Origin of the sequence: Shewanella sp. SM32, from assembly GCF_025654235.1 — a bacterium.
GTDB lineage: Bacteria > Pseudomonadota > Gammaproteobacteria > Enterobacterales > Shewanellaceae > Shewanella > Shewanella oncorhynchi.
The window spans coordinates 1-15,718 of record NZ_JAKKRO010000048.1; the positions used below are offsets into that span (position 1 = coordinate 1).

At 45.3% G+C, this 15,718-nt stretch carries 16 protein-coding genes; 6 read left to right on the top strand and 10 right to left on the bottom strand.

Going from position 1 to position 15,718, the window contains the following annotated elements:
* The coding region (locus L5M10_RS17145) for an inovirus Gp2 family protein (protein WP_263255660.1) at positions 1-544 on the top strand (544 nt) is incomplete at its 5' end.
* Between the two features lie 128 nt (positions 545-672).
* On the opposite strand, the gene L5M10_RS17150 is transcribed toward L5M10_RS17145, so the two are convergent.
* Both L5M10_RS17150 and L5M10_RS17155 read right to left on the bottom strand, forming a co-directional pair.
* Positions 673-2,013, bottom strand: coding sequence for a sigma-54-dependent transcriptional regulator (locus tag L5M10_RS17150; RefSeq protein ID WP_263198208.1), 1,341 nt, complete (start codon positions 2,011-2,013; stop codon positions 673-675).
* Complete coding sequence (locus tag L5M10_RS17155; RefSeq protein WP_263198207.1) at positions 2,003-3,958, bottom strand: ATP-binding protein; 1,956 nt, start codon at positions 3,956-3,958, stop codon at positions 2,003-2,005. The genes L5M10_RS17150 and L5M10_RS17155 overlap by 11 nt, the downstream gene beginning before the upstream one ends.
* 375 nt (positions 3,959-4,333) lie before the next feature.
* Between L5M10_RS17155 and L5M10_RS17160 the strand changes: the two genes are divergently transcribed.
* The 3 genes from L5M10_RS17160 (at position 4,334) to L5M10_RS17170 (ending at position 6,606) form a co-directional block, all read left to right on the top strand.
* Positions 4,334-5,599: an alpha-hydroxy-acid oxidizing protein gene (locus tag L5M10_RS17160; RefSeq protein WP_263198206.1), complete on the top strand. Its 1,266-nt coding sequence runs from the start codon at positions 4,334-4,336 to the stop codon at positions 5,597-5,599.
* A complete protein-coding gene (locus tag L5M10_RS17165; RefSeq protein ID WP_263198205.1) occupies positions 5,599-5,922 on the top strand; it encodes a c(7)-type cytochrome triheme domain-containing protein in 324 nt (107 codons plus the stop codon). The genes L5M10_RS17160 and L5M10_RS17165 overlap by 1 nt, the downstream gene beginning before the upstream one ends.
* A gap of 69 nt (positions 5,923-5,991) precedes the next feature.
* Positions 5,992-6,606 (top strand): DUF1080 domain-containing protein, encoded by a 615-nt coding sequence (locus tag L5M10_RS17170; protein ID WP_263198203.1) that lies wholly within the window; start codon positions 5,992-5,994, stop codon positions 6,604-6,606.
* A 155-nt stretch (positions 6,607-6,761) separates the two neighbouring features.
* Here L5M10_RS17170 and L5M10_RS17175 read toward each other — a convergent pair whose 3' ends face one another.
* From L5M10_RS17175 to radC, 8 genes are all read right to left on the bottom strand, one after another.
* Entirely contained in the window at positions 6,762-6,950 is a 189-nt protein-coding gene (locus tag L5M10_RS17175; RefSeq protein ID WP_317630148.1) for a type II toxin-antitoxin system RelE/ParE family toxin, read from the bottom strand.
* A gap of 92 nt (positions 6,951-7,042) precedes the next feature.
* Positions 7,043-7,327, bottom strand: coding sequence for a CopG family ribbon-helix-helix protein (locus L5M10_RS17180; RefSeq protein WP_011920070.1), 285 nt, complete (start codon positions 7,325-7,327; stop codon positions 7,043-7,045).
* A 283-nt stretch (positions 7,328-7,610) separates the two neighbouring features.
* Positions 7,611-8,414: a lecithin retinol acyltransferase family protein gene (locus L5M10_RS17185; RefSeq protein WP_263198201.1), complete on the bottom strand. Its 804-nt coding sequence runs from the start codon at positions 8,412-8,414 to the stop codon at positions 7,611-7,613.
* A gap of 64 nt (positions 8,415-8,478) precedes the next feature.
* Positions 8,479-9,039 carry a tyrosine-type recombinase/integrase gene (locus tag L5M10_RS17190; RefSeq protein ID WP_220732458.1) on the bottom strand — a complete coding sequence of 187 codons (561 nt, stop codon included), beginning with the start codon at positions 9,037-9,039 and terminating at the stop codon, positions 8,479-8,481.
* Positions 9,040-9,180: 141 nt separating this feature from the next.
* Positions 9,181-9,594 (bottom strand): DUF2787 domain-containing protein, encoded by a 414-nt coding sequence (locus L5M10_RS17195; protein WP_263198199.1) that lies wholly within the window; start codon positions 9,592-9,594, stop codon positions 9,181-9,183.
* Between the two features lie 240 nt (positions 9,595-9,834).
* Entirely contained in the window at positions 9,835-10,191 is a 357-nt protein-coding gene (locus L5M10_RS17200; protein WP_249555226.1) for a type IV toxin-antitoxin system YeeU family antitoxin, read from the bottom strand.
* A 128-nt stretch (positions 10,192-10,319) separates the two neighbouring features.
* Entirely contained in the window at positions 10,320-10,682 is a 363-nt protein-coding gene (locus tag L5M10_RS17205) for a hypothetical protein (RefSeq protein WP_011071648.1), read from the bottom strand.
* Between the two features lie 37 nt (positions 10,683-10,719).
* Positions 10,720-11,226 (bottom strand): RadC family protein, encoded by a 507-nt coding sequence (gene radC / locus L5M10_RS17210; protein ID WP_249555224.1) that lies wholly within the window; start codon positions 11,224-11,226, stop codon positions 10,720-10,722.
* 132 nt (positions 11,227-11,358) lie between these two features.
* Between radC and L5M10_RS17215 the strand changes: the two genes are divergently transcribed.
* Together L5M10_RS17215 and L5M10_RS17220 are read left to right on the top strand one after the other, a co-directional pair.
* The gene (locus L5M10_RS17215) at positions 11,359-11,556 is read left to right on the top strand and encodes a helix-turn-helix transcriptional regulator (protein ID WP_099458512.1); all 198 of its coding nucleotides are present in this window, start codon (positions 11,359-11,361) and stop codon (positions 11,554-11,556) included.
* 872 nt (positions 11,557-12,428) lie between these two features.
* Positions 12,429-15,281 carry a UvrD-helicase domain-containing protein gene (locus tag L5M10_RS17220; protein ID WP_249555221.1) on the top strand — a complete coding sequence of 951 codons (2,853 nt, stop codon included), beginning with the start codon at positions 12,429-12,431 and terminating at the stop codon, positions 15,279-15,281.
* Positions 15,282-15,718: the final 437 nt, after the last annotated feature.

Here is a 15,718-nt window from a genome sequence, read left to right on the forward strand (position 1 = left end):
GGCAGCTCTGAATGAGCACCCTCGTACCTTTATGGTGCGGTTTGATTTGCATCTACCACAGCTCAATTTTCGCGACTCACCAACGGTTTATGATTCAATGGTGATCAGCAAGTTCTTTAAATCTCTGAACGCTAAAATCCAGAATGATAGGCTTATCAAGGGCCGTGAGGGTAAGCGGGTGCATCCTTGTACTCTGCGTTATATTTGGGCAAGGGAGCGAGCTGATGCCGATACAGACCATTACCATATCGCTATCTTCCTCAATAATGATGCCTATAACCATCTCGGTAATTACAATCGAAGTGGACAAAACTTGAGTACTAAGATTGTTGAAGCCTGGGCCAGTGCCTTGGGATTAGATAATTACAGTACGAGGCATTTGGTGCATTTTCCTGAGGATACGCCAGTTTACTATCTCAATCGTAATTCACCGAATTATCCTCAAACCTTTGCGAGTGCTTTCTTTCGCTTGAGCTATCTGGCCAAGCTAGAGACTAAGCATTATGGCGATAGAACACGTTCATTCGGTTGTAGTCATTTATAGGCATGACTGGCTTCAAATGAAACACTTAATGGAAATCCATTAAGTGTTTCATTATTAAAATTGATTAGAGATAGATATTTGGCATATCAGCTAGTTGAATATAGAGTGAGCAGCTTTTTCCGTTGGTATTAGTCTTGTTTACTTAAGCGCCGACTCAGGGCGCTTTGGGTGATCCCGAGTAGTTTAGCGGCTGTGCTCTGGTTGTTGTTAGTGCGAATGAGCGCTTCATGGATCAGTTGCTGAGTGGTTTCGCTAATGGTGGGCAGGTTTGCCGGAAAGACAATCCGTTCACTTTGAAGTCGCTGGTGGGGTTGTTTTAACACCTCAAAAAAGGGGGCTAAAGCCAGTTCTGGGCCGTTACTGATCCCTACCGCAGTAAAGGTTAGCGCTTTTAATTCGGCAATATTGCCGGGAAAGGCATAAGCTTCTAAGCGGTGGGCTAAATCGTCAGGTATAGCGAGGTAATCTCGACCTAACTCTTGGCAGGCTAGCTCATTAAAATGCTGTAATAACAAGCCAATATCGGCGGAACGCTCCCTAAGCGGTGGCAGTTTGATCCGTTGTGGCTGCAAGCAATACAGTAGTCCGTGGGAAAATGCTTGTTGCTCGAGTTGTTCCAGTGACACAGTGGTACTAAACAGTAGTCGACACTTAAGAGCAGTTTCCCGCAAAGACCCCTGTGGAAAATAACGTTTTCGCTGACACAGTTGGGCGATCATTCTTTGGATTTCTTCACTCGCGAAGGCTAGATTCTCGAGTAGCAAAAAGCCTGTACCAGCTATATCGAGCAGGCCAGGTTGATCGGCGATTCCAAATAGTTTTTGCTCCAACATTTGTACTGGCATATCGGCCAGTGACAGTTCTAATAATGGCAACTCTGAGCACACAAGTTGTTGTAGTGCCTCGGCAAAAAGGTGTTTGCCAGTACCGATTTCCCCTTCGATTAAAATGGGCTCGTGGCTGTCGTACAAAGTAGCGGCGAAGTTGAAGCAGTCGTGCATTTTTATATCTGTGGTGAGGATTTGATTGAATGCACTTAGGTTCCTACGGTTAAAGAAGCCGTCTTTAATTTGATGGTAACGCCGCTCTAGCCCAATGACTTCCATGGCACGGCGGACACATAGGAGCAATTGATCGGTCGAACTCGTTTTGGTAATAAAATCGTAGGCACCTTGTTTCATGCATTCTACCGCAATTTCAGTTTCGTCCAGTCCTGTTAGTACGATTACCCTGACATAGGGGGTATGTTCACGAATATCCCTCAGTAGTTGCCGACCATCGAGGGCTGGCATGTTGAGATCGAGTAACACCAGCGCAATATCGAAGTCGTTGATAAGATGTAGAGCCTGACGGCTATTTTCGCAGGTATAGGTCCTAGCTTCGGGAATATGCCGATTAAGCAACATGTCTATAGTGCGTAACCAACGGGTTTCATCATCGATGGCGAGAATATTGCGACTAAGCTTCATTGCATATTCCTAATAGTATTTTCATTTCGGTTCCAATATTGGGCTGTGAGTGGATAAGCCATTGGGCACCATGTTCAACAAGTATTTTGTTGGTGGTTGAGAGTCCAAGTCCGGTGCCGCCCTGCTCGCGGCGGGTAGTGAAAAAGGGCTCGCGAATACGAGCTTGTATATGAGGTGGCATACCGCAACCATTATCTATCACCTTAAGGTATATCCGTCCCTCTTCGAGTCCGGTTTCAATCGTCAGCAGCGGATTAGCTTTGTCCATAGCTAGACAGGCATTTTGGATTAGATTAATAAGCACCAGTTGGAGCTGCAACTCGTCCCCTTTGATAGTGGGTAGTTTTGGGTGAAGCGAAAGTTGTAAGTGTAAGCGTTTAACATTGTTATGAGTTAATCGTAACGCGGTTTCGACAATGTGGTTTAGCACTACAGGCTTAATATTATTAAGGCCGTAACGAGAGAAGTGCTTGAGATCATGTATGATACAACCGATTCGCTCGGCCGATTCTTGAACTGATTGACTTGTGTAATTAAGTTCCTCTAGCCCTTGATGTAGCTGCTGCGGCTGTGTGGACGAGAGCGGCAGCGCACGCTTAAGATCATCGATAATATCCTGCATCAGGCTCATTGATTGATTGATAAGCCCTACGGGATTATTGATTTCATGGGCAATGCCCGTGGTGAGTTCCCCAAGGGAGGCGAGGCGGGTCGATAGTTCGCTTGCCTGTTTTAACTCAAAGGGTTCAGTATAGTCTTCGATAAAGAGAGCGATCATATTGCTTGAGATTAAGTGTAAGTTGAGCTTCCAGCGTTTACTGTCTAGTGAAAATTCGACTAGTTGCGAGTCTTCACCGTTAAATCCTGACTGAATGAGCTGCGTTAGTGCTACCTGTGGATGCGCCTGCTTGAGCGTATCAGGCGCTAAAATCCATTGATACTTACCGTTTTGCCAAATTTTCTGTAGATGCTGGTCGATCAGGACCACGCCATAGGGTAAGCCGTCGAGCACAGAGTGGAATTGAGCTGAGACTCGGCTGATTTCTGCCTCTGCTTTTTGCCTTTGGCATAGTTCCTGTTTTAGAGATTTAGTTTTCTGTTTGAGCACTAAACTAATATAGAGGGTGATCAACAGGCCAATGATAGATATACCTGCAGCTAATAATGCGCCTTGAAGTAAGTCATTACGCACTTGTCCTAGCTCGATTTTTTCCTTACCGAACCCAACCCATTTATAGATTAAGTCATCGAAGTAACCACCGTGGTAATTTTGCTCTAGTACATCAGTCACTGCCTTAGTAAATACAGGATCCTTATCGGACATAACCAAATAAAACTGACTGAAAAATAATGGGTTACCAGCAGTTTTTGTCAACGGAAACAGCGATAATAATCGGCGAGCGCAGTAGAATTCTGCCAGCACGAAATCTACTTTACCTGCGGATAACAATTCAAATCCCTGCTCATTGGTGACAACTGGCACTTGGATAAAATCCTGTGGGTTGACTTTAAGATACATATCCACCGATGAGCCTTGCTTGATGGCGACACGTTTTTGAGCCAGCGCGGACCATGAATCGGCATTACCATCTGAGCGCCGATTATAGGCACTGATATAGGTTGGCAACAGTGGCAAGGCGGTATTGAGCCCGAGTGTTTCTCCCGCGGGAATATCAATCACAGCTAACTGGCGAGTCTTATTGGTGACCGAGTACAAGGTCTGCTCTAGGGTTTGGCGGTGGATAGTGAGATCGTATTGCAATTTTTGGGCAATTTGATGAGCTAATTCAATGTTAAAGCCAGTCTCTTCACCCGCCTCATTCTGCCACTCAAATGGTGGGGTATTACTATGAACATTAAAGATAAGGTCTTGCTGTGCTAATCCTTGGGCCGAGATTAGGCTTATTCCTAACATCATTCCCCGTAAATATTGCCAATAGCTCACTGAATACACACCCTTTCGCCGTTTGATTGCAGCTAACCATAAGCACTGTCGACACATAATGGCAGTTTGTTAATCCTTTTCTGCCAGTGATTTCACATTTAATTTATTTGGTTACATCAACCTATTTACCCTATTCAATTGAAAATAAAGATAATTAATTATTTTTTAGACGGTGGAGTTTAGTGAGTTATGCAAAAATGCATAATCGGGTGTGTAAGGTTCAAAATTTTGGGGGGTTAGGGATCTATAGCCAAATTTTGCCTTCGAGTGTTATCCCCTAGGAAATTGTGCACTGTAAATTCGAGGGCGTGAGCAAAACGCGTTAATAACTCCTGAAAAATTGAGCAACAAATTAAGAACGTAGGGGATACTTAGATGGATAATAAATTAGACCAAAATCGTCGTGAATTTCTAACCAAGGGCGCAGTGCTCGCTGCAGCTGCGAGCACGCTTGCCATGTCGGTTTCATCTTCGACCAATGCGGCGGGGGCATCTGTTGTCACTGCAGCGGCAACTGCAGATGCGTCCGAGGGACCAAAAGCCATCATGGGTTATGTTAAAGAACCTAAAAACTTAAAAGATGTGCTCAGTAACGCCCGTAAGATTATGGATACTTGCGCAGCATGTGACTTAGCAGGAGCTGGACGCTGTAATGGGAAAGGTCCCTGTGGTGAGTCGGTTCCTGGTATGGGCGGTATGCGTCAAAGCTTTGTGCGCAATATCGAAGCTTTCGAAGGTATGAGCCTCAATATGCGTAGCTTACACAATGTGACTAAACCCAAAATGGAAACTGAGTTACTAGGCGTGAAATTAACCATGCCAATCCTGACCGGTATTACAGGTGGTTTAACCTACAATATGGGGGCAGCCAACAAATTAGCCTTTGATGGCGAAGTTATGACAGAAGAAAAATATGCTCGAGGCATTATTGAAGGTGCGGCCAACGCTGGTTGTTTAGGTTGGGCAGCGGACGGTATTGGTGATCCACTAGATACATTCAAGCGTCGTTTAGAAGTGGTTAAAGAATTTAAAGGCCGTGCGGTTGCACAAATCAAACCCCGTACGCAACAGGAAATTTTCGAGCGTATCGATATCGTTCAAGATGCGGGAGCCCCTTTTTTTGCCATCGACATCGATTCTGCTGGCCGCGCAGCTCGCGCATTACCGGGTAAAACCGTTGAGCCCAAAGATCTGAAAAAGCTTAAAGAAATCGTTAAATACGCCAAGATCCCCTTTATGGCTAAGGGTGTAATGACGGTTGAAGAAGCCCTAATGTGCGCCGAAGCCGGTTGTGGTGCTATTGTGGTTTCGAACCACGGTGGCCGCGTACTGAGCTCAACTCCAGCATCTATGCATGTGTTACCTGCGATTGTAAAAGCGGTACGTGACCGCGGTTACAAGATGCCAATCCTAGTGGATAGTGGTGTACGTGATGGTGGAGATGTACTCAAAGCGCTAGCCTGTGGTGCCCAAGCTGTATTAGTCGGTCGTCCAATGTTACGCGCTAGCCTCGGCGGTGGTGTTAAAGGGGTTGAGATGCTGTTCAAACGTTTCCAAGATGAGCTTGAGTCAAGCATGGTGCTGACTGGCACTGCCAATGTGAATAACGTTGACCCATCGATCCTCATTCAGGAGGTTTAATGAATATCACCACAGCATATCGATTTGGTTTAGTCGCTGTGGTTGCCTCAATGTGGGTGTTGCCAAACGTGAATGCAACACCGTCTGAGCAGGACAGGCAATATGGCGGTGGTGGTAAGGGCGCGGTGGTTTTCTCCTATGAAACCCATGCTCGAAATGGTTTTTACACTTGTCAGGCATGCCATAGCACCGATAGCGAAAAAGCTCTTTTCGAGACACAGCGTTATAGCTTCACCATGAAAGACCACAACAACGGTAAGTACTGTTGGGCTTGCCACGATGATAAAACCGCAGGTCGTGAATGTAATAGTTGTCACTATTGATCCTTACGCAACTATGGGAGAGGAAGTCCCTTGGGCTTCCTCTAGCGGTCTAAATAAATAGGAGTCTAAATGAAAACCTCGTTAACTATGTTAGTTGCAGGTGTGAGCCTGAGCTTAAGTATAATGGCGAATGTGTACGCGGCGGAGCAAACCTTCACCATGTCTGCTGTATCGGGACTAACCGATCTTAAATTCGTTGAAGTGACCCCTGGCTCCTCATGGTCGCAGAAAGACGGCGTTATTATCAGTGAGGGTCAAGGGGAAAGTTACCTTGTGACCCAAGCCGATTACGATGATTTTGTGTTGGAAATGGATTTTAAACCCAGCGATGAAATTAACGCTGGCGTGTATATGCGCTGCGCTGACATCAGTAAAATTAAAGCCAATACTTGTTATGAAGCCAATATTTGGGATAAAAGCAAGAAAACTCAGTTCCGAACCGGTGGGATTGTCGATCGTCAAGCGGTTACCAATGCGCAAGATACCATTAATCAATGGAACCACTATAAGTTGACCTTAAGTGGTGACACCATTGAAGTAGAGTTAAACGGCAAAGTGACTGCGATACTAATAGATAGTCAATTAAAGCAAGGCTTTATCGGTTTCCAGCATAAGGGAAGCGGTAGCGTCGAGTTAAAAAATATTCAACTGAAGCCATTGAGATTAGGTAAGGTTATCGAGTGATTAGTTATAGATAGGTTGCGCGATAAAATAAATGAGTGATCGGCAAGGGATTAAGGTCCCTTGCTTCTGTGCTCATAGTAGAACAGTAGCGATATTCACAATGGCAAACTTGATGACATAGTCCATTGGGGCAATCCGTCGCTGATTCAGCCACATCAATAACCGGCTTCTTTTTGGTGGCGGATACACAACACTGTCAATCGCTCGCCGCCATCATACTGGTACATTGCCAAATAACCTGTGTCACCAAAGTCAATCAGCAGCTCCCTAAAGCTAAAGTCATTGTCATCGATAGGCCGACCAATGTCTGGATAGCATTCCAGTTTTCTAATGGTATTGATTATGGCGCTGGCAGCCCGTTGTGCGGCATGTGGATTTTTGCTGCGAAGAAACTCACGTCAGCGCTCTAAATCACGTAATGCTGTGGCGGTGAAGATTATTTGTGGCATGTAGGGGCTGCCTTTTCATTTTCACTTCCCCAAGACTCCAGCCAACTCACCACTTCGTCACCGGTGACATGCAAGCCTGATGTCTGGTGTTCTTCCCATGCGCGTAACGCTTCTTGCTGCAACGCCTCGCGTTTCTCTTCTCTCTCAACGTATTCACGGATCGCTTCACGCATCATCCAGTGTGATGAACGTTTACGGGTTTCGGCTAAATGCTCGACTCTGGCTTTAATATCGGCATCTAATTTTACCGACACGGGTTTGATTGTGCTCATCTGTTACTCCATAGGTCATGCTTAGTACTACTAGGTAATGCCTTAGCATAACGTGGTATAAAAAAATAATGATTACACGTTTACTCGCCTGCTCGAGCAACGCCATAAGCTCAAGGATGATAGAAGATAGTTGTATCACTTAACGGGACAAATATGTTACGCCGTCTCACGCTAATCTTTACCATAAAAGGCAAGAGGCGTGAAAACGATAGCGGCGAGTTTGCCGCTTCGTTTATAGGGTTGGGTGATGGGTGACTTAGCACTCAATACTGCGTGATAAGCATTATGATCTTAGCCAATGCCATGCATCGGATATCAGCTCAGCACCGGCTTTTACGCCATTGATGCCCACTTCTGCTGTCGTCAACACGGTGTTTAAGCCGGTTTCTAAACTGCCCGTGACGAGTTTGATCCCTGCATCGGCTATCTCTCCTTGGCTTAAGCAAGCATAACTTTCACCTAGAGTTTGTGTAGTGCCTTTTAGTAGGCATTCGGCTGGCTTAGCAACAAGATCCCCTGGTGTCCCTAGGAGTGTGTTGACATTATCGGGTAGCCCTAGGTATTCACCAGTCATTTTGATGGCGGTCGAGGCTAATACGACGTTTGCGACAGTCCCCGTTGCCAGCTTTGAAGCTGAGCTCCCCAGTAAGCCTGCTCTGGCAGAGCCTTGCAGGGCAACGTGAGTGAGATTACTGACTTGATTGGAGGTGCTGATTCCTTCTAAGCATTCGTTGACGAACTGCTCACAATTGTTCGTAGCAACGCTATATGGGGTGTGACCCAGCTGACTGCGCGCTAGCTCAATGGCCAGATGGGGAAACAGCGTGGACTTTTTCACTCTGATGCTATGGCCACCAGCAAATCGCTGCAGGTCGATTTCTTCAATCATGCCCTGTTTAGATAAGTGAATAACATTTCCATAGCCCACATAAAGGCCATGGTGTTCGGTTAAGCCGAGAGGATCGATGTTGGTAACAAGGTGATCGCCAGGTTGTAATACTTGCATGAATGTTTCCTTAGCCAAGGTTCTATCATTGCGACGTGCTATTTCAGCATGCAGACTGAGGTTAGTTGCAGGTGTTCGCATTGATACTCAGTTGGCTGTGTGAGGATTTAAGAGGAGGCGCTATTTTGTAAGGTGTAAGCGCGGGTTAGATTTCTAGCTCGACAAAGTCCTTATCGATATCGTCTTGCTCAATACCGATATACCGCAGGGTGGTTTCTTCGGCGCTATGCCTGAGCATCTTCATTACTCGGCCAATGTCTTTGGTTTGTTGATACAGCAGATAGCCACGGGTTTTGCGCATCGAGTGGGTGCCTAAGGCGATTTTGAGTTCTTCACCAATCATCGCCAGTGCTCGGCAGATATAGCGGCGTGACAAAGGCGCGGGTTTGATGTTTTTAGCCCTTTGATTACGATAGGACTGAAACAGGTAGATATGGTTAGGATGCTCGCGTGCAATTCGTTGTATCCGTTCCAGCGTCTTTTGGTTGAGTTTGATATTGGCGATTTTGCCGGTTTTGGACTCCTTAATGATGAGTCTATCGCCGTGGATATCACTGAACTTAATCGAGAGTAAGTCAGAGATCCTAAGGGCGAGATTAAGGCCGATATTCCATACATCGGCCAGTTGCTGGCTAAACTGTCTTTCCAGTAGATAGCTGATAAGCTTAACGGTGTCTTGATCTTTAACGGCTTGAACCTCAGGCATGGTCATGTTCCTCTTTTTTGCTATAGCGTGTTTTTGGGCACTTGCGTTGTTGAGAGCCGCATGGGGCAAGGGTTTGAGTGTTCCCGTTTTATGGTTACGGGAACTTGCAGGCGTTCAACAACATTGAAATTACGATGCGAGTTAATCCAAGCTCACCTGCACTTGATAGGCTTCCATCTGGTAGTAACTGACAAAGTTATCGCTAAACAACTTAATCAGCCCCTGTGATTCCCGCTCAGTAATCCAGCCACTAAACAGGCTATAGACCTGCTTGCTGTTAAAGCAGATATCGATGTCTTTAACCAGTTCAGGGAAGGGATGGCCACGAAAAGCAAAGTCGGTGACGTAAACGAAACGCCAGTGATCTTGCTGTTTCTCAAGCCGCACTTCGACGGGATGAAAGCCGCCGGCTTCGGCGCTGTAGTCGGGATCGCGAAAATTAAGGGTGATGGCGTTGGCGTCTTTTGGTGTGACGTTTGCTAGTTCCTTTTCAATCACTTGGTAAAAACGATCGGGCATCGCTGGCAGTTGGTTACGCTTGATGGTTAATGTCATGGGATATTCCTTGTTTGATTTACATGCATACGAAAGAGCCAAGGCGCAGTAACGCCTTGGCTCTTGTTGTCTATGCGGTTGGGTTAATAAAACAGTTCTTGGTCGAGCGGTTTAAGGTGAGTCGCTAAGGGCTGCTTGATAGAGCTCTAAAGCTAGGGTTTAGGAAATGGTGTTTACAGTTAGGGGGGACAGGTTTACGAACTCGAATAGATTATCGAGTGAGGGCTAGGGTGCTGGTGGTTAGTGGCTTAGCTTTGGTTTAGCTTCGGTTTGATAAATCGCAATATACAAATAGCCGTGGCTACCTAAGGTATCAGCCTCACAGGTAAAGCCTGCGTGTTCAATGCTCACGCAGTGCTGCTCTGTGGCATCAATCTCGCCGCTGGCCACCAGCCGCTCAAGCTGTTTAACCATGGCGGGAAAGGCCTCGACAAATTGTTGTTTAATGGCTGGTGGAAATTCACCAACAAAGCTTGAACGGTCATGGAGATAATCCAAATGCAGGCCGCGTAAAATCAGCCTCGCACCAAAGCGAGGAGTCACTTTACGGGGCAAGCCCCAGGCGTGCTCAATATCGAAAAGTTTTAGGGTTGTCATAGTGACCTCAATGGTTGAATAGAACTTTAGGGAATTGGTTGCTTATTAGCGGACTAGCTAGAGCGGTGATAAATACCTAGGCGAGTACAAGTGGTGAATACCGCTGTATATCCAGCAGGTAAAGGTCTTTAAGTATGCACACTCCAATTAGGCTGTTCATTGCTGCCATGGTTAAAGTACACGCCATTGATCACCCGCTGCCATTCACCTGTTGGCACACCATAACTGTCACAGGGACAAACATAGCGGCAGAATGCAATCTCCTTGGGCAAGTGCTCAACCACATCTCGGTGAAACACACTCAATACGGTTTTATGTAGCAGTGGATTAGGTGCCACAATCGGCTTGCCAATCACTTGGCCCATGGCATTAAGTGGCCGTACAAACATCGGCAAAATTAGCTCAACTGCTAAGCGGTTACGCAGTTCCGGAAACGCGGCGCATGCCTCAGCAACACAGGCCTGTGAAAAGCTATCAGTAAATTCAATCATGATGGACTCCTTGAAAAATGGTTGGCATTAACGCTGACTAGAGTAAGCCGCGCTCAGCAAAGGACACTGGCGTGCGGCCAACCACGATATGGTCAAGCACGCGCACATCGATAAGCGCCAGCGCATCGGTTAACCGTTTGGTTATGTGCTTATCTGCCATTGAAGGTTCTGACTCACCGGAGGGATGGTTATGGGCAAAAATCACCGCCGCGGCATTGACGGCTAACACCGCCTTAACCACTTCCCGTGGATAAACACTGGCAGCATCTAAAGTGCCAAAGAACAACTCTTTAAACTCCAGTAATTGATGTTGATTATCGAGCAGCATCACCGCAAATACTTCCCGCTCATAACCGCCCAGTTTGTAAGTTAAAAAATCCTTAGTGGCCTGTGGATTGGTATAGGCGTCTTTCTTTACATAGCGTTCGGCAATGATATTGGCGGCAGAGGCAAGAACTTCATCGGCAGTTTGCGGCCAATCGTTGATCGGTTGGTTTAGCAATGGGGGCTTTACGGATTGGGAGGACATCGCTTTTGTTGACATATCAGGCTCCTTGAAAGCGTTAATGGGCTTATGCACAGGAGTGATATATATCTGAAAAGATTTGGAAATAAGGAAAAAGTTAAAAATTACTCGAAGGACATATGTAATGAGACAATAACCGAGAAACTCATCATGAAACTAATTCGCCTTACTAAAGTTATGGATTATACCGGCCTAGCGCGCTCCACTATCTACAAGTACATCGCAGAAGGAACATTTCCCAAACCAGTGTCACTTGGTAGCCGAGCTGCTGCATGGGTAGAAAGTGAAGTGCAAGAATGGATTTTAACAAGAATAGAGGAGCGTGATGCCCAAAGTGCAACCGCTTAAGCTCATACCAACACCCGTTTTACTGCACATTAATAAACTTCAGAATATCCTTTACAATCTCCTGCCTTCAAAGGCTAAGAGTGTCCTCCATGACTAGATTGAAATGCTTTTTCTTGGCTGAATCCCTCTTTAAGTAAGCCTATGAGCAATAACTACAAACAACCTCACTAAACCAAGGGACCACCGAAAACAAGCTAGGGTAAGGACAAAATTCAGAGCTTACTTAGTTACGACACTTTCTGTCACGATGCATTAAGTACTTGAATGACTAGACTATTCAAGCAGGGCAATAACTTGACATATAGGCAAGCGCATCGCCCTCACCGGCATGCGCCTGTCTTGTCGCCCTGATGATCAACACAAAGGACTGAGACATCCACCCCTTAGTCCTTCGTCCTCAAAGCGTTTAACTCCAGTTATGTTTCAAAAGACGAAGAGAACATATTTACATGACCAAATCACCTGCCAAGAAAACCTGCAAAGGCTTTGAAGATACCCCAAGGGATACCACCAACCAACTGCGTGACAGCATATGCACAATGCAACTTCTCCATCCAAGGCACTTGATAGTCAAGCTGCTGCATGGGTAGAAAGTAAAGTGTAAGAGTGAATACTGGAAAGGATAGCGTAGTGGAATTATGCGGTGACAGAAATGCCTTTAATAAATCCTAAAATAGACGATCCTATCGACACTATCTCGCTGGTTGTGCTTCGAAAACAGCTCAAATATGAGCGTAAGCACGCAATTTCTGCATGTTAATATAGATTAAAGTGCACTTTACTTAAAAAGTTTATACAGTTTGTAGTTACTAACACACAAAGTAATTCTACCAATATGTTTTTTCTGATCGCTCTTTCAAGAGTTCGTACTCATGTCTAGCGCAAATAACTGCCTGCAATTTAACCTGATTGGAAAATATTTTTTGCGCCGTAAAGCCCTTGCTTTAATCGATGATTCCCTAGTTATTATTGCTCAGAACGAACAAGTGTCTTCATGCTCGTTTAAAGATTGCAAACAGTTCGCAGTCTACGTGCCAGGGCTACTTGGTGGCGTGTTAACGATTTCCGTCGGCTCTAAGATTGAACAATATCGCTTTCTTTCTAAGCATCACGCAGAAGTTTTTGTAGCGTTACTCAATGGGAAGATTGCTGACTTTATCTGTGGCTATCTTTCTCAAGTTTTCCAAGATTTTAACTCTTTTGTTGTTAATCGTTATCCGCGTGATTCTTGGCTTGACCAAATAACAGCATTATGTGCTCAACTGGCGGGAAACTATAGTCAACAGCAGGCACTTTGGGATGCTCATTTGGCGCCAGATTTCATTACGCAGGTGAAAGAGATCGTACGTTTTCATCCTGTTCAGCCAGAGGCTATTCGCGAATACCATGAATCTCATCAACTCAAGAAGCGAAGCAGCTTTTTTGACCGTGTTGAATCCAATCCTTTGACTCATGAGCAACGCCTTGGCGTGTTGCGTTCCAATGATAAAAACATGGTGCTGGCAGCTGCGGGTACAGGAAAAACCTCGGTAATGGTTGCCAAGGCACTCGACCTTATCGATCGTGGGTTAGCTAAGCCGTCTGAAATCTTAGTTCTAGCGTATAACAAAACCGCTGCCGAGGAGCTTAAACAACGGCTCGAAGAAAAAGCAAAAAAGGGCGGTATTGAACTGCAGTCCTCGCCGCATATTTCAACCTTTCACGCTCTCGGTCGTAAATTGCTTCGTGAATGTGGCGTCCCTACCTACATGAGTGTGTTCACCGAAGATAATATCAAGTTAAAACAGTGGGTGACTGATTGGCTGACACGGTATTTGTTGTCTGACAACACTCGTATGCTGAGTTTTATCAGCTTGTTCCCAGAACCTGTAAATCCCTTTGATTTCAAATCTAACGATAATTATGAGCGTTATGTTCGGGACAATGAATTCCGCACCCTTAATGGAGAGAAGGTTAAAGGTTACCAAGAACTACAGATCGCCAACTTTTTGGTGATGAACGGCATCAACTATCGGTATGAACCACCATATGTGAGTAAGCGGCGGATTGAAATAGGGTTCGACTATCGACCTGACTTTCATGTTTGCGATACCCATGTATACATTGAACACTTTGGCATAGACCGGGAAGGTAAAACCCGACCTGACATAGACTACCTTGCTTACAACGAGTCCATGAAAAAGAAGCGGCTCCTCCATGCTGAATGTGAGACCCGTCTAATTGAGACCTTCCACTATGAATGGTTAGAAGGAACCCTAGAGTCCGGCTTGGGGCGAAAACTTGCGGATGAAGGTATTACACTAACACCGATAGACCTCAAAGAGATCTTCAAGAAACTGGAAGATGAAGGGCTGGTCGCAACTTGGAGTGATCTGTTAGTAAAGGCATTGCAAGCTATCCGGGTTGAACGTCTCTCTGATGAGGCGATTCACGATCGTTTAAAGCAATCAGGTATCGCTCAACCAAAAAAAATTGCCGATATTCTGGGATCTCTTCATCGGGGATATACCGAAGAACTTAAGAGCCAAAATGCGATTGATTTTGATGACATGATTATCCGAGCCACCGACGTGGTGAACGAAGCAAAATACACTCCAGAGTGGACCTACATCCTTGTAGATGAGTTTCAGGATATTTCAGCCGCTCGTATGGAGTTCATTGAGGCGCTCATTGATAAGGGGCCTTGCCCGACCTTAACAGTAGTGGGTGATGACTGGCAGTCTATATATCGCTTCTCTGGTGGCAAACTAGAACTGACAACACGATTTGGTAAGAAAGTCGGTAGCTATACCGAAACCAAGCTCCAGAAAACATTTCGCTATAACAACAGTATTGCGAATACAGCAGGTCAATTCATCATGGAAAATCCTGAGCAGTACAAAAAATATATCGAAACACATACTCAAGTCGATAGTTCGCAGGTGTATTTGCTGGATGATAAAGTGGGTAAGAAAGACGGTGTTTATGAGCGTGTTGAAGAGGTTGTACTGAAGATCCGCGAAAACGACTCAGTAGGTAGTATTGCGGTTATTGCGCGCTATAACTATTTGCTCAATGATGCAAGAGCCGTACTTAAAGCCAGCAAATTGCTGGATGGGGTTCACTTTTGGAGTTTTCACAAATCAAAAGGGTTAGAGGCGGACTATTGCATTTTGATTGGTTTTTTTCAGGGGAGAAGTGGCTTTCCGAATGAAAACCGAGATGAAGCGATTGTCGAGGCGCTTCTCCCCATGTTGGATTCGTTTAAACATTCAGAAGAACGCCGCCTATTTTACGTAGGCATAACACGGGCAAAGAAGAAATCCTACATAATTGCCGATCCGACAGCGCCTTCAGAATTTATCACAGAACTGCTGGCCCCAAAATATGACATCAATATTTTCTCCAAAGCGTTTCAGGAGCAATACCGCAAGATCTTCAAATGTCCCAACTGTGTAGATGGTTACCTACGTTTATTAAAGGGGCAATATAGTGACTTCTATGGCTGCAGTACCGGATTAGGCTGTAAGGTAGGTAAAGCAAGGGTTTGCATAAAGTGTGGCGCCCCCTCCGTTGATGGTCGTAGCGCAAGTGTGTGCAATAATACTGCTTGTCTGAACAGTTTTAGAATTTGTGAGCAGTGTGGGCGTCCGATGAAGCAACGTGAAGGCCGTTTTGGTAAATTTTGGGGGTGCTCTGGATACGGCATTAAAGATGATCAGTGCAAACATACTTTGAACAGTTGACTAATAAAATAATCGACTATGCCATTGCAAGTCAAATACGTGCGACCCGTTTGAGGTGGCTTGGCAATCTAGCGTTCAAACGTAGCATTGTAGTATACCCGTCTTATCATTTTGAGTTGGTTCACATGTAGGTATAATTTTATAGAACACCGTGTTTTTTAATGATATATCTACTCAATGAAAACCTAGTTGAAGGCTGTGACAAGCGAGGTGAATGCCAAGAACCATTGGTTAAGCTCATCGTCAGCTTAACCATATATGTTACTTTTTACTCATCAAAATCGCATACGCAGTATGATTGAATAACCTTGTTGGGGATATTAATGCCCATAAGTTTGCCTGCGATTCATTTGCTGAGGCAACAGCGGTAATTTTGGATTGTAGCAATGCCCTTTGAAGATCGATGCTGGGATCGTACACAAGGCGGCTTAAATCTA

What these genes read in the sequence shown, in the direction of transcription:
- L5M10_RS17195 (WP_263198199.1), bottom strand. Translation starts at nt 9,594, where the DNA reads ATGACATTAACCATCAAGCGTAACCAACTGCCAGCGATGCCCGATCGT.
- L5M10_RS17200 (WP_249555226.1), bottom strand. Translation starts at nt 10,191, where the DNA reads ATGACAACCCTAAAACTTTTCGATATTGAGCACGCCTGGGGCTTGCCC.
- radC (WP_249555224.1), bottom strand. Translation starts at nt 11,226, where the DNA reads ATGTCAACAAAAGCGATGTCCTCCCAATCCGTAAAGCCCCCATTGCTA.
- L5M10_RS17185 (WP_263198201.1), bottom strand. Translation starts at nt 8,414, where the DNA reads ATGCGAACACCTGCAACTAACCTCAGTCTGCATGCTGAAATAGCACGT.
- L5M10_RS17215 (WP_099458512.1), top strand. Translation starts at nt 11,359, where the DNA reads ATGAAACTAATTCGCCTTACTAAAGTTATGGATTATACCGGCCTAGCG.
- L5M10_RS17220 (WP_249555221.1), top strand. Translation starts at nt 12,429, where the DNA reads ATGTCTAGCGCAAATAACTGCCTGCAATTTAACCTGATTGGAAAATAT.
- L5M10_RS17205 (WP_011071648.1), bottom strand. Translation starts at nt 10,682, where the DNA reads ATGATTGAATTTACTGATAGCTTTTCACAGGCCTGTGTTGCTGAGGCA.
- L5M10_RS17165 (WP_263198205.1), top strand. Translation starts at nt 5,599, where the DNA reads ATGAATATCACCACAGCATATCGATTTGGTTTAGTCGCTGTGGTTGCC.
- L5M10_RS17150 (WP_263198208.1), bottom strand. Translation starts at nt 2,013, where the DNA reads ATGAAGCTTAGTCGCAATATTCTCGCCATCGATGATGAAACCCGTTGG.
- L5M10_RS17160 (WP_263198206.1), top strand. Translation starts at nt 4,334, where the DNA reads ATGGATAATAAATTAGACCAAAATCGTCGTGAATTTCTAACCAAGGGC.
- L5M10_RS17190 (WP_220732458.1), bottom strand. Translation starts at nt 9,039, where the DNA reads ATGCCTGAGGTTCAAGCCGTTAAAGATCAAGACACCGTTAAGCTTATC.
- L5M10_RS17180 (WP_011920070.1), bottom strand. Translation starts at nt 7,327, where the DNA reads ATGAGCACAATCAAACCCGTGTCGGTAAAATTAGATGCCGATATTAAA.
- L5M10_RS17170 (WP_263198203.1), top strand. Translation starts at nt 5,992, where the DNA reads ATGAAAACCTCGTTAACTATGTTAGTTGCAGGTGTGAGCCTGAGCTTA.